Source organism: Haloferax sp. Atlit-4N, from assembly GCF_003383025.1.
In the GTDB taxonomy this organism is placed as follows: Archaea; Halobacteriota; Halobacteria; order Halobacteriales; family Haloferacaceae; genus Haloferax; species Haloferax gibbonsii.
On sequence record NZ_PSYY01000001.1, the window covers coordinates 1494887 to 1507333 of the forward strand.

Below are 12447 nucleotides of genomic sequence, written 5' to 3' on the forward strand. Positions count from 1 at the left end.
TCTACTCGTACGCGTACGCGAGCACTTCGGTTCCGGCGGCGTCCCGAATCGTGACCGTGTCGCCGCCGTTGTTCCACACCGCGCCGCCGCGACCCCAGTAGACGTCTTCATCGGTGTCGGTTCCCGAGCCCGTGTGGAGCGTCAGCGACGCGCCGGGGTCGAGTTCGGTCCCCTCGGCGAACGTGTAGGTCACGCCCGCCGCGTCGGAGACGGTCCACCCCGAGAGGTCGACGGGGTCGTCCCCGTCGTTCCGGAGCGTGACGTACTCCTCGTTCAGGTTGTCGTTGTCGTTGCCGGGCGCGTCGGCGACGACCGAGACGGAGAGGCCGTCGTCGGTGGTCGCGTCCGCGCCGCCCGCGGCCGCGCCCTCGGTCGCGCAGGACCAGAGGCCGACCCCGCGCTCTCTGGCGTCGCGCTCGGCGCGCTCGTAGCGCTCGCGCTCCTCGAACGAACTCTCGTAGAGTCGGGCGTGGCCCTCGGTGATGAGGTCGTAGTTGAACTCCGCGCCGTCGACGACGACGTACGCGAGGAGCCGGCCGTAGTAGCCGCGCTCGCCCGCCTTCTCGTCGTATCGGAGCTCGACCGTCCGGTCGGCGAGCCGGGACTTCGCGTAGGCGCTCGCGTCCTCGCCCGCCGTGCGGAGGCAGGTCCGGCCGGCCTCGGTCTCGGGGACGCCCTCGAACTCGTCGGGCGTGTTCTCGGCGTGGACCTCCGGCGTGTCGACGCCGAGGAGCCGAACCGTCTCGCGCGCGCCGTCCGGCATGACGACCTTGATGGTGTCGCCGTCGACCACGTCGACCACCTCGACTGTCACGTCGCCTTCGGCGGCCGCGGTCGTCGGCGACCCCGACTGCGCCGTCGGCGATGCCGTCTCTGTCGCGGTCGATTCGACCGTCGTCGCCGCCCCCGCGCCGCCCCCGCCGAGACAGCCCGCGAGGACCGCGAGAACGACGACGACGAGTGTCGCGGTAGCACGTCTGACCATTCGATTCACCGTTAGTCAGGGAACTGTATAAGTAGCTGCGTCCGAGTCGCCCGAATCCGAGCTCGTCGAATCGCCAGACAGCGGCCTGTATCATATTTCTGTTACAAAGGTTTAAATTCACGCTCCACCAGAAACCTTTTAATGGAACGTCCGAGCCGGCAGCGTCAACGAGAGGAGGAGGCAACGGCACAAGAGGACGAGCAAGTCAACTGTCCGGAGTGTGGCTCTGACCAGATCGTCACGGACGCAGACCAGGGGGAGCTGGTGTGTGACGACTGCGGACTCGTCCTCGACGAGCGACAGATCGACCGCGGCCCGGAGTGGCGGGCGTTCAACCACTCCGAGCGGCAGTCGAAGTCGCGCGTCGGTGCGCCTATCACGGAGACGATGCACGACCGGGGGCTGACGACGACCATCGACTGGAAGGACAAAGACGCCTACGGTCGCTCGCTTTCGTCCGAGAAGCGGTCGCAGATGCACCGCCTGCGCAAGTGGCAAGAGCGCATCCGCACGAAAGACGCCGGCGAGCGCAACCTCCAGTTCGCGCTCAGCGAAATCGACCGCATGGCCTCGGCGCTCGGCGTCCCGCGGTCGGTCCGCGAGGTCGCCTCGGTCATCTATCGCCGCGCGCTCAACGAGGACCTGATTCGGGGGCGCTCCATCGAGGGCGTCGCCACCTCGGCGCTCTACGCCGCCTGCCGTCAGGAAGGCATCCCGCGCTCGCTCGACGAAGTCGCGGAAGTGTCGCGCGTCCCGCAGAAGGAAATCGGTCGCACGTACCGCTACATCTCCCAGGAACTCGGCCTCGAACTCAAGCCCGTCGACCCCAAGCAGTTCGTCCCGCGGTTCGCCTCCGCGCTCGACCTCTCCGAGGAGGTCCAGGCCAAGGCGACCGAAATCATCGACGTGTCCGCCGAGCAGGGGCTTCTCTCCGGGAAGTCGCCGACCGGCTTCGCCGCCGCCGCAATCTACGCCGCGTCGCTTCTCTGCAACGAGAAGAAGACCCAGCGCGAGGTCGCGGACGTGGCGCAGGTGACGGAAGTCACCATCCGGAACCGCTACCAAGAACAGATCGAAGCGATGGGCTTCCGCTGAGCGTCGGCCCGCCGACCCGACCCGCGACCCGGCTCACCGTCACCGACTGACGACGTCGACGACACGCAGTTTTAGTTTTTCACGAACACCACGACCGGCCGGCCCCAGAGGCCGGTGTCGTACTGGTGTGCGACGTAGCCGTCGAGGAGCGGCGCGACCGTCCCGCGCTCGTCGGCGGGCGCGATGACCACCGGCGGAACCGACGACCGAGATTCGAGCGCCTCGGGCGTCGCCGCCGACGTCGAGTCGGCGCCGATTCGCTCGACGTACCACGCCATCGGGAGCTGTTCGCCCCACGAGTCGGGGACCGGCGGATAGTCGGCCGCGTCGTCGGCGACGTACATCGAACTGCCGTAGTAGAGCACCTCAGGCCCCTCGTCGTCGGTCGGCCCGACCCACGCCGAAAGGTTGTCGCGGAACGACGAGAACTCGCTGGACGGCTGTGCGAAGTGCGCGAGTTCGGTGTCGCGGTCGCTCGGGCCGTACACCTCGGTCGTCGCCACCGCGCCGGTCTGGGCGACGAGCGCGAGCAGGACGATGACCGCGGCCGCGACGCGGGGCACGTCCCGCGAGTCGAACGCGCTGCGACCCCAGCGGACGAGCGCCGCGAGGCCGATACCCGCCGGGAGCGCGAGCGGGGCGACGACGTAGACGCCGAGCCACGGCGCGGACACCTCGGTCAGCATGGGGACGAACGCCAGCGACGCGCCGGCCCAGTAGACCGCCGCCGACACCTCAGAACGCGGCCCGCCGGCCGTGTAGCGGTCGACGAGGAAGACCGCCGCGCCGAGGAGGACGACCGGGAGCGCCGCGAGCGCGAGCGCGCCGAGGAGGTCGCCGAAGTACGGGAGATACTCGTGGGTTCCCTCCGGGTAGCGGTCGACGACGCGGACGCCGACGAAGCGACGGACCGAGCCGAACAGCGCCGCGTCGATTGCGCCGAGAATCGTCCCCGGCGTGTAGAGCCCCGCGCCGTCGGTGTCGCCCGCCCGCGGGGCGAACGCGAAGACGTAGAGTCCGACGAAAACGAGGAGCGCGCGGGCCGCGGGGGTCGCCGCGCCGCGGAGTCGGGCGGCGTACTCGCCGAGGCGCATCGCGGCCGGTCGCGCCGACGGGAGAAGCGCCGCGTGGTCGAACACCAAGAGGCCGGCGACGGCGAGACAGCCGAGGGCGACGACGCCGAGCCCCGACGAGGCGACGGCGAGCGCGACGGCCGCGGCGAGTCCGTAGGCGTTGCGCCGCCCCGCGCCGTCGACGAGACGGACCGCGAAGCCGAAGGCGACGAGCGCGAAGCCGACCGCGAGCACGTCGCCGCGGGCGAACCGGCCGTAGTAGACGAGAATCGGGTTCGCCGCGAGGACGGCCGCGAACCCGACGGTCTCGTCGGCGGCGAGGCGGCCGCGGAAGAGGAGCGCCGCGAGCGGGAGGGCCGCGCCGAACAGCGCGAAGGGGAGGCGGAGCGCGAAGTCGGTCGCGCCGAAGAGAGCGAGCGACGGCCGCGAGAGGTGATAGACGAGCGGGCCGCCGGCGACGGGGCGGTACGAGAAGAAGCCGGTTTCGAGCGACCGGAGGCTCCAGTAGCCGACGCGGGCCTCGTCCCAGTGGAGCGGCCGGTCGCCGAGTCCGACGAGGCGGACGACGAGCGCCGCGGCGGCGAGCGCGACGACGGCGAGCGTCGTTCGGTCGGGTCGCCGCCCGACGCGGGAGGGAATCATGGGATGACGTGGCGCGCCGGACGGCAGAAAGGTTACGACTTGGAAGGCCGGCGGCCCGCCCCTTCGAAAGCGTCATCCCCGCCGACCGGTAGCACTCGGATATGTCGCTCATCGAGTCGCTACCCGCTCGCCCCCTCGAACCGCAGGAGCTGACGTCTCTGAACCGCGCCGACGCGTTCGACCTCGTCGTCGCCGTCGAGGACGACGGCCCCGCCCGCAGCCTGCTTTTCGCCACCGAGGCGTGGGTCAAGGCCGCCGCCTACGAGGACGACGCCGGCTGGTCGGTCGTCGAGACGGTCGAACTCGACGAGGAGACCGAGCGAATCGACGGACTGCGGGCGTGCGAGGAGGCCATCCTGTCGTTCCGAGACGACGGGAACGAGGAGTAGTATTAACCGCGTTCCGAACTAAGTACAATTTATCATGTACAGCGAAATCCTCGTCCCAACCGACGGAAGCAGGGCCGCCGAACGCGCCATCGACCACGCCCTCGACCTCGCGACGACGTACGACGCGCGGATTCACGCGCTGTACGTCATCGACACCAGCATCTACACCTCGCTCGACGCCGGCGCGGACGTGGTCATCGACGCCCTCGAACGGGAGGGCGACGCTGCGACCCGACACGTCGGCGAGGCCGCAGAGGAAGCCGGTGTCGACGTGCAGGCCGAGGTCGTCACCGGGACCGCCTACCGCTCCATCCGGGAGTACATCGACGACCACGACATCGACCTCGTCGTCATGGGTACCCACGGGCGCACGGGGCTGAGCCACTACCTCCTCGGGAGCGTCACCGAACGCGTCGTCCGCACCTCGCCGGTCCCGGTGCTCACCATCCGACTGGACGACGAGGACGAAGAAGACGACGCTGACGAGAGCGCGGACGCGGACGCCGAAGCCGCGGAGTAGCCCGAACTCGGGCGCGAGTCGCGCGTTCCCGACTCGCTCGGCAGCCTGCTCCGACCGCGCGGTCGGCGACGAGGTCGCCGCGACTTTGATAAACAGTTTTGGTGCGGTCGCTCATACGCCGCGGTATGACCGAGTACACCGTCGAGTTCGTCGGCACGGGCGAGACCATCACCGTATCCGACAAGCAGACCATCCTCAAGGCCTGTATCGAGGAGGGCATCGCACAGGAGTACTCCTGCCGCGTCGGGATGTGCCTCGCCTGCTCCGCCGAGATTCTCGAAGGCGACGTCACCCAGCCCGCCGCCCGCGGGCTGACCGACGAGGAGGCAGAGCGGTTCGCCCTCACCTGCATGGCCCGCCCGCAGAGCGACCTCAAACTCGACCGCGGCGTCTACCCGCCGAGCATCGAAGGCGACGCCGCGGCCGCCGGCACCGCCGACGACGACGACTGACGACGGGTACTCTCCGGGGCCGGCGCGCCGGCCCGCGTTTCTCCGTTTCGCACCGAGTCGCCGAGCCGATGCGCCGGCCCGACGCGTCGGACCGACGCACTCGCTCGGCCCGCGGACCGCGCCTCACGCCTCGCTCGTCGCCGCGCAGTTGTTCGGCCCCAACTCGACTTCGAACGCCTCCTCGTCCGACAGCGAGTCCCGACCGAGGTTCGTCTCGATGATTCGCTCGTAGTTTGCCGGCCGCGGCGGCATGTCCGAACAGACGAACGAGACGAACGCCGCCTCGTCCATCGAGAGCGCCCCGAGTCGGTCCCGGAGCGCCCCGAGTTCCGCGACGTACGCGCCGCTTTCGTCCGGGACCGTCCGCGGGCCGTAGTGTGCGGGCGCGACCCGCGTGTCGTCCGTGAACTCGCCGTACCGCTCCGTGAGCGTCGCGTGGAGTCGCCTCGCGGCGTCGGGCGCGCCCTCGTCGCCGTCTTCGAGGTCCGGGCGCGCGACGCTCTCTAGGAAGAGGCTGTCGCCCGCAAAGAGCAGGTCGCCGAGGCGGAACGCGGTCATCTCGGTCGTGTGTCCCGGCGCGTGGACGGCGACGAGTTCCGCGTCGCCGACGCTGATAGTCTCGCCGTCCGCGACGAGTCGCGCGTCGAAGTCGAGGCCGCGGTCTGTCGCGCCCGCCGGGAGGACGACGGTCGCGCCGGTTCGCTCGGCGACGGCGCTGACGCCGCTGACGTGGTCGGCGTGGACGTGGGTGTCGACGGCGGCGACGACCTCAGCGCCGCGCTCGCGGGCGTCTTCGACGTACCGCCCCGCGAACGCCCGAAGCGGGTCGACGACGACCGCCTCGTCGCCGGCGACGACGAGATAGGCGAGACAGCCGCTGGAGGGGCGGTCGTACTGGAGAACCGTCGCGTCCGCGGTTCCGACGGGGAGTTCGCGGGCGCGATAGACGCGCGCCCAGCCGTCCATTCCCGTTTCGAGATTCTCCGCGGGGACACCGGCCTCGGAGAGCAACTCGGCGACGTGCGCGCTCGACCGGCCCTCCGCGCAGACGACGACCACGGGCGAGGGGGCGTCTTCGAACCCCGCCGCGAGTTCGGAGACCGTCCCGCGAATCTCGGCCTGCGTGAAGCGAATCGCCGGAATCTGCGTCGCGGTCACGGCCGGGCCGTCGACGCGCCACGCCTCGAACTCGTCGCGGTCGCGCACGTCGAGAATCGCCGTCGGGTCGCCGCGGGCGAGTCGGCTCGCGAGTTCCTCGGGGGTCATACGGACACCATACGCGCGCCGGCCGCAAGAACGCTACGCGGACCGAAGAGAGAACAGTGACCCGCGCTACTCCGACGTTCCGCCGTCGTTGCTCAGGCGTCTCGATGGCGGTTCGTCGAAGCCGGACTCGTCGAGGACGCCGGCCGGCGGGCCGTCGACACCGCCGGTTGTCGGAGTGTCGGAGTTCGGTTCGGAGGGCGCGCCCGCCCCGCCGGCGCCGCCCGTCTCGCCGCCGCCGAGTCGCGCGGCCGCGTCGCGAATCGAGAGCACCTGTTCGGTCTGCGAGCGGTTGGCGTCGGCGATTTCGCCGATTTGGTCCGACACCGCGGTCGCGCGCTCCGTCGCGTCGTCGACCATACCGGCGATTTGCTCGGCGCTCTCGGCCTGGTCGTCGGTCGCCGAGGCGACCTCGCCGACGCCGACGGTCGCCTGCTCGACCGCCGCCGAGATGTCAGAGAGACTGCGCATCACGTCCTCGCCGCGGTCGATGCCGTCGTAGAGTCGGCCGGTCGTCTGCGAGAGGCTCTCGATGGTCTCCCTCGCCTCGGACTGGATGTTGCCCACCGTGCCCTCGACCTCGGCGGCGCGGGCCTGCGACTCCTCCGCGAGGTTCTTGACTTCGCTGGCGACGACGGCGAAGCCCTCGCCCGCGTCGCCGGCGCGGGCAGCCTCGATGGAGGCGTTGAGCGCGAGCAGGTTCGTCTGTTCGGCGATGTCGTTGATGGCGTCGAGCACCTCGTCTATCTCCGCGATTTGGTCGTGGAGTTGCTGGACGTCCTCAGAGGCCGTCTCGGCGGCCTCGCTCACGTCGCGCATCACGTCGATGGCCTCGTCGGCCGCGTCCTCGCCCTCGGCGGCGCGCGTGGCGGCGTCGGCGCTGGTCCGCTCGACCTCCTCCGCGGTCGCCGCAATCTCCTCGACGGTCGCGCTCATGTCCGACACCTCGGCGGCGACCGTCGCCATGTCGTCGGCCTGCGCCCGCGCCGTGGTCTCGATGTCGTCGGTTCGCTCCGTGACCTCCTCGGAGGTCCGCAGGAGCGACTCGACCGGCTCGCTCACGTCGGCTTCGACCTCGTTTGCGAGGGCGCGTCGGCGCTCTGCCGCCTCCCGCGCGGCCTGACTGTACGAGTGGATGTACGTCTCCATCGCCACCTGCTGGTCGAGAGACAGGAGCTTCAACACGGGGAGGATGCGCGCGACGACCTCGTCGACGGCGTCTTCGACCCGGTCGTCGCCGCCGCGGAGCCCGCCTGAGACGCCGGCCGCGCCGCCGAGGAGCCCGGAAAGCAGACCGCCACCGTCCTCAGCGTCGCCCGCACCGTCGCCGTCTGCGCCGGACTCGTCGCCGACCGTCCGCCCGCCGCCGGTGAACTCGGCTTTCACCTCGTCCGCGACGGCACCGAGAATGCCCTCGTAGTAGACCGAGTACGCGCCGAGGTAGAACTTCGGCCCGAGGTCTATCATGTCGTGTAACTTCCCGATTCGCGCCCGCTTCGCGAAGTAGTCCTCGCCGTACTCCCCGCGGCCGAGTTCACGGAGGTACGCCGCCTGGTCGGCCTGCAGCATCTCCGTGTTCTTCGTCGAGCGACCGAAGAACGTCGTCGCCGCCGCGTGTTCGCCGAGGTGGTCGTAGAACTCCGCGGCGAACTCGTCCGCGAACTCGTCGAAGAGCGGTTGAAGGTCGCTCAATCGCCGCTCGTCCGCCGCCGAGAGGCGAACGAACGACTTCCGGCGGTCGATTTCCGCCGCATCGATGTCCAGTTCTGAGAGTAGCGCATCCCCGTCGACACGCGCTCGCGCGTTGGCGTCGACTGGTGCCGAGGAGTTCGTCATACCCGTTCCCAATAGGTTCCAGTATTTCAAGCCTCACCGCGGAGTATCACGAATGATACCGGAACTGATTGCCGTGAGAATCCCACATTCGTGGACCGGTCCGAATGTTCAGGTGACTGGCGGACCGATGAACGGTATGGACGCCGATTCGTTCCGCGAGTCAGTCGAGGCGGCGAAACGGACGCAACTCGACCGACTCGGCTCGTCGAAGCTCCTGTTAGCGCTGACCGATGCGGACCTCTCCGAACCGGCGGTGCTCCGCGCCGCCGCGTACTCCGAGCACGCGGCCCGCGGGACGTTCGAGGCGTGGGCCGACGACGAGCCCGACGACGACGCGAGAGCCGCCTTCGAGGCCACCGCGGCCCAAGAGGCCGAGCACCTCGACCGCGTCCTCGACGCGCTCGACGAGGAGGTCGACCTCCCGGACGAACCGGGCGTGATGCACGCGTACCTCCGCGGGCGCGAAGACACGGTCGAGCGGGCCGCCGCCGGGATGGTCGGCCGCGGCCTCGTCTCGGTCCGGACCCACACGCAGGTCATCGGCTTCTTCGTCAACGAGGCCGACGAGCCCCGCGCCGACCTCTTCCGCGAGTTGAAAGCCGAGACCGAAGAGACGCTCGCGACCGGTCTCGACCTCTTGGCCGAGCGCTGCGAGAGCGACGACGACTGGGAGCGCGCCCGGATGGTCGCCGAGTACGTCGTCCAACTGGCGTACGACGACTACGCCGACGGCCTCGCCGAACTCGGCGTCGACCCGAAGCCGCTCTGCTGAGTCGGCTCGGCTCGGCGCTTCGGACCCCGGACTGCACCGCCGCGCCCCGCCGACCCAACCTATTCGTGTCCCGGAGTGGTAGCCGGAGGTATGACTTCCGAGGTTCGCGGACGCGTCGAGGCGCTGTACACCGCGCCGTCGAAGGGCGAGCCGATGGTCTCCCACGAGACCGTCGCGGTCGCCGAGGGCGGTATCGAGAGCGACCGCTACTCCGACGGCGACGGCTTCTACTCGGCGACCGACGGCTGTCAGGTGACGCTCGTCGACGCCGCGGTGCTGGACGACGCGAAGCGCGAGTACGACCTCGACCTCTCGGCCGGCGAGCACCGCCGGAACGTCGTCGTCCGCGGCGTCGACCTCGACGCCCTCCTCGACGCGACGTTCGAACTCGGCGGGGCCGAACTCCGCGGGACGAAGCGCAGACCGCCCTGCGCGCACCTCGCGGACCTCGTCGGCGACGACGTGGGCGACGCCCTCCGCGAGTCCCGCGGCGGCATCTGCGCGGACGTGCTTTCGCCCGGCCGGGTCGCCGTCGGCGACGACCTCCGCGTGACCGAGGCGAATCCGCGCGAACTGGGTCGGCAGATAGCCCACCGTCTCGGCGGCGAGGCCGTCGCGGCCGACGAAGACGCGACGAGCGCCGGGGAACCGCACGGAGACGGCCACGTATGACCGGCGACGACGATGCTGACGACGCGGTGACCGACGACGCCGGAACGCCGGTCGAGCGCGCGAAGACCGCTCTCGCGGCGCTCAGAGCCGGCGGCGACGCCTCCGATTCCGATTCGACTTCGACCCCGGAGCCGACGGAGCCTGCGAATCTGACGGTCGCCGTCGCCCCCGGTCGCGTGAACCTCGTCGGCGGCCACACCGACTACAACGACGGCCTTTGTCTCCCGATGGCCGTCGACCGCCACGTCGCGGTCGCGGCCCGCCCGCGAGACGACGACCGGCTCCGCGTCCGCGCCGCCGACTTCGACGAGACGGCCGAACTCGCCCCCGACGACGACCCCGATGGGTGGGCCGCCTACGTCGCCGCGGTCGCGCGCGTCCTCCGCGAGGACGGCCCCGTCGGCGGCGCGGACCTCGCCATCGCCTCCGACGTGCCCACGGGCGCGGGCCTCTCCTCGTCGGCCGCGCTCGAACTCGCAGTCGGCCGCGTGCTTCTCGCGGTCTCCGGGCGCGACCTCCCGACCGCCGACCTCGCGCTGGCGTGCTGGCGGGCCGAGGTCGAGGGCGTCGGCGTCGAGTGCGGCATCCTCGACCAGTTCTCCGCGGCGCTGTGCGAGGCCGACTCGGCGCTCTTTCTCGACTGCCGAACCCACGAGTTCGAGTCGGTGCCCGTCGGCGACGACGTCGGCGTCCTCGTCATCGACACCGGCGTCTCCCACGAACTGACCGAGTCGGGCTACAACGACCGCGTCCGCGAGTGCGCGGCGGCGCTCGACCGCCTCCGGGAGCGCGCCGACCGCGACCTCGACTCCCTCCGGGACGTGGACCGCGACCTCCTCGACGCCCACGCCGACGCGCTGGAGCCGATACACCGCCGCCGGGTTCGACACGTCGTGACCGAAAACGAGCGCGTCCGTCGCGCCCGCGACGCGCTCGCTGCCGGCGACCTCGACCGCGTCGGCGACGCGATGCTCGCGGCCCACGAGAGCCTGCGCGACGACTACGAGGTGAGCTGTCCGGAGCTCGACGCGGCGGTCGAACTCGCCGCCGAGACGCCGGGCGTCTACGGCGCGCGGATGACCGGTGGCGGCTTCGGCGGGAGCGCGGTCGCGCTGGTCGACGGCGACGCCCTCGACCGGGCGGCGCGCGCGATTCGAGACGCCGCCCCCGAGCGCGTCGGCCCCGACGCTCACGTGTTCGCCTGTCGACCCTCCGGTGGCGTTCGGCTGGTCGACGAGGAACGAGGAGACGAGCCGACGGCTCCGCGTTGAGCCTCGGAAAAATCGGAAGCCAGTCTGTGAGTTCGGGTTCGATTCGTCGAATGAGGCGAATCAGAGATTCGCCGATTCGACTTCGGCTTACGCCTCGTCGAACAGCGCAGCACTCCGTGCTGCTGGCTCGACGAGTCGTTTCACTCCTCGTCGAATCGCGTCGAGCGAAGCTCGACTGATTCGACTTCGGCTTACGCCTCGTCGAACAGCGTCTCGCCGTCGACCATGTGTTCTTCGACGGTGTCCATGTCCAGCGTCACACCGAGGCCCGGCTTCTCCGGAATCTCGATGTAGCCGTCCTCGATGACCGTCTCCTCGACGAGGTCGCCCCACCAACCCAGCTCGTAGGAGTGGTACTCGACCGCCAGCGAGTTCGGAATCGCCGTGCCGACGTGCGCGGAGGCCATCGTCGCCACCGGCGACGAGACGTTGTGCATCGCGACCGGCACGTAGTACTGGTTCGCCACGTCCGCGATTTTCTGCGTCTCGCGCATGCCGCCGACCTTCGGCATGTCGGGCGCGACGATGTCCACGGCCTGCTTCTCGATGAGCCGGCGAAGCTCCGTCACGCGGTAGCGGTTCTCGCCGACCGTGATGGGCGTGAGCGTGGACTTCGTGACCTCCTCCTGCACGTCGAGGTTCTCCGGCGGCACGGGGTCTTCGAGCCACCACACGTCGTAGTCTTCGAGCGCGGCGGCGAGGCGCTTGGCGCTGCCGCCCGAGAACGTCCAGTGGCAGTCGAACGCCACGTCGGCCTTGTCCTTGACGCGCTCCGTCACCTTCTCGACGATTTCGGCCTTGTGCCGAATCTCGCCGGGTCGCAGGTGGCGGTTCGCGCGGTCCTTCTCGAAGCCTGAGGGCACGTCGAGGTCGAACTTCAGCGCGTCGTAGCCGAGCTCGTCGACGACGCGCTCTGCCTCGTCGGCGCACGCTTCGGGGTCGGCCTCCTCTTCGGTGTGGCAGTCGCAGTAGACGCGGACCTTGTCGCGGTACTTCCCGCCGAGAAGCTGATAGGCGGGGATGTCGAGAATCTTGCCCGCGAGGTCGTGCAGCGCGATTTCGATGCCCGCGATGGCGGTGACCGTGACGCCCTCGACGGAGCCCTCACCGGACATCTTCTGGACGAGGTGCTCGTACAGGCGGTCGATGTCGAGGGGGTTCTCGCCGATGACGAACGGCTTCATGCGCTCGATGAGTTCGGGCACGCCCGCGCCCCAGTAGGCCTCGCCGGTGCCGACGACGCCCGCGTCGGTGTAGATGCGGACGAGCGTCCACGGGAAGTTGCCGTCGACCATCGTCGTCTGCACGTCGGTGATTTCGACGTCGCGGCCGCCGCCGCGCTTGGCCGTCACGCCCATCGTCTCCGCCGACAGCTCTCGCATCGTGTACTCCGCGTTCGGATCGTGCAACTCCGCGTAGTTCTTACCCATGTAGAGTGGTTTACTCGGACGTTAGTAAAGTTTTTCCGACCGAGACA

Annotated in this window: 12 protein-coding genes; 7 read left to right on the plus strand and 5 right to left on the minus strand. The window is 70.0% G+C overall.

Going from position 1 to position 12447, the window contains the following annotated elements:
- Position 1: 1 nt before the first annotated feature.
- On the minus strand, positions 2–985 hold the full coding sequence (locus C5C07_RS07820) for a lamin tail domain-containing protein (protein WP_115804835.1): 984 nt from the start codon (positions 983–985) through the stop codon (positions 2–4).
- Between the two features lie 141 nt (positions 986–1126).
- On the opposite strand from C5C07_RS07820, the gene C5C07_RS07825 reads away from it, so the two are divergent.
- Positions 1127–2080 carry a transcription initiation factor IIB family protein gene (locus C5C07_RS07825; RefSeq protein ID WP_004043457.1) on the plus strand — a complete coding sequence of 318 codons (954 nt, stop codon included), beginning with the start codon at positions 1127–1129 and terminating at the stop codon, positions 2078–2080.
- 71 nt (positions 2081–2151) lie between these two features.
- Here C5C07_RS07825 and C5C07_RS07830 read toward each other — a convergent pair whose 3' ends face one another.
- Positions 2152–3795: a flippase activity-associated protein Agl23 gene (locus tag C5C07_RS07830; protein WP_115804836.1), complete on the minus strand. Its 1644-nt coding sequence runs from the start codon at positions 3793–3795 to the stop codon at positions 2152–2154.
- Between the two features lie 101 nt (positions 3796–3896).
- On the opposite strand from C5C07_RS07830, the gene C5C07_RS07835 reads away from it, so the two are divergent.
- From C5C07_RS07835 to C5C07_RS07845, 3 genes are all read left to right on the plus strand, one after another.
- A complete protein-coding gene (locus C5C07_RS07835) occupies positions 3897–4184 on the plus strand; it encodes a hypothetical protein (protein WP_004977025.1) in 288 nt (95 codons plus the stop codon).
- Positions 4185–4218: 34 nt separating this feature from the next.
- Entirely contained in the window at positions 4219–4704 is a 486-nt protein-coding gene (locus tag C5C07_RS07840) for a universal stress protein (protein ID WP_004977024.1), read from the plus strand.
- 125 nt (positions 4705–4829) lie between these two features.
- A complete protein-coding gene (locus tag C5C07_RS07845) occupies positions 4830–5156 on the plus strand; it encodes a 2Fe-2S iron-sulfur cluster-binding protein (RefSeq protein ID WP_115804837.1) in 327 nt (108 codons plus the stop codon).
- A gap of 123 nt (positions 5157–5279) precedes the next feature.
- Here the strand turns inward: C5C07_RS07845 and C5C07_RS07850 are convergent, their stop codons facing one another.
- On the minus strand, positions 5280–6422 hold the full coding sequence (locus tag C5C07_RS07850) for an MBL fold metallo-hydrolase (protein ID WP_115804838.1): 1143 nt from the start codon (positions 6420–6422) through the stop codon (positions 5280–5282).
- A 66-nt stretch (positions 6423–6488) separates the two neighbouring features.
- A complete protein-coding gene (locus tag C5C07_RS07855; protein WP_115804839.1) occupies positions 6489–8255 on the minus strand; it encodes a globin-coupled sensor protein in 1767 nt (588 codons plus the stop codon).
- Between the two features lie 136 nt (positions 8256–8391).
- Here C5C07_RS07855 and C5C07_RS07860 point away from each other — a divergent pair, with 136 nt between their 5' ends.
- The 3 genes from C5C07_RS07860 (at position 8392) to galK (ending at position 10970) form a co-directional block, all read left to right on the plus strand.
- On the plus strand, positions 8392–9027 hold the full coding sequence (locus tag C5C07_RS07860; protein ID WP_004977021.1) for a hypothetical protein: 636 nt from the start codon (positions 8392–8394) through the stop codon (positions 9025–9027).
- 90 nt (positions 9028–9117) lie between these two features.
- Positions 9118–9699: an MOSC domain-containing protein gene (locus tag C5C07_RS07865; RefSeq protein WP_115804840.1), complete on the plus strand. Its 582-nt coding sequence runs from the start codon at positions 9118–9120 to the stop codon at positions 9697–9699.
- A complete protein-coding gene (gene galK, locus C5C07_RS07870; RefSeq protein WP_115804841.1) occupies positions 9696–10970 on the plus strand; it encodes a galactokinase in 1275 nt (424 codons plus the stop codon). The genes C5C07_RS07865 and galK overlap by 4 nt, the downstream gene beginning before the upstream one ends.
- A 191-nt stretch (positions 10971–11161) precedes the next feature.
- On the opposite strand, the gene C5C07_RS07875 is transcribed toward galK, so the two are convergent.
- On the minus strand, positions 11162–12400 hold the full coding sequence (locus C5C07_RS07875; RefSeq protein WP_004977018.1) for a mandelate racemase/muconate lactonizing enzyme family protein: 1239 nt from the start codon (positions 12398–12400) through the stop codon (positions 11162–11164).
- Positions 12401–12447 lie beyond the last annotated feature (47 nt).

Bases quoted from the DNA above. Each gene is read 5' to 3' on its own strand.
- C5C07_RS07840 (WP_004977024.1), top strand. From the start codon at position 4,219: ATGTACAGCGAAATCCTCGTCCCAACCGACGGAAGCAGGGCCGCCGAA.
- C5C07_RS07850 (WP_115804838.1), bottom strand. From the start codon at position 6,422: ATGACCCCCGAGGAACTCGCGAGCCGACTCGCCCGCGGCGACCCGACG.
- C5C07_RS07860 (WP_004977021.1), top strand. From the start codon at position 8,392: ATGGACGCCGATTCGTTCCGCGAGTCAGTCGAGGCGGCGAAACGGACG.
- C5C07_RS07825 (WP_004043457.1), top strand. From the start codon at position 1,127: ATGGAACGTCCGAGCCGGCAGCGTCAACGAGAGGAGGAGGCAACGGCA.
- C5C07_RS07835 (WP_004977025.1), top strand. From the start codon at position 3,897: ATGTCGCTCATCGAGTCGCTACCCGCTCGCCCCCTCGAACCGCAGGAG.
- C5C07_RS07865 (WP_115804840.1), top strand. From the start codon at position 9,118: ATGACTTCCGAGGTTCGCGGACGCGTCGAGGCGCTGTACACCGCGCCG.
- C5C07_RS07820 (WP_115804835.1), bottom strand. From the start codon at position 985: ATGGTCAGACGTGCTACCGCGACACTCGTCGTCGTCGTTCTCGCGGTC.
- galK (WP_115804841.1), top strand. From the start codon at position 9,696: ATGACCGGCGACGACGATGCTGACGACGCGGTGACCGACGACGCCGGA.
- C5C07_RS07855 (WP_115804839.1), bottom strand. From the start codon at position 8,255: ATGACGAACTCCTCGGCACCAGTCGACGCCAACGCGCGAGCGCGTGTC.
- C5C07_RS07830 (WP_115804836.1), bottom strand. From the start codon at position 3,795: ATGATTCCCTCCCGCGTCGGGCGGCGACCCGACCGAACGACGCTCGCC.
- C5C07_RS07875 (WP_004977018.1), bottom strand. From the start codon at position 12,400: ATGGGTAAGAACTACGCGGAGTTGCACGATCCGAACGCGGAGTACACG.
- C5C07_RS07845 (WP_115804837.1), top strand. From the start codon at position 4,830: ATGACCGAGTACACCGTCGAGTTCGTCGGCACGGGCGAGACCATCACC.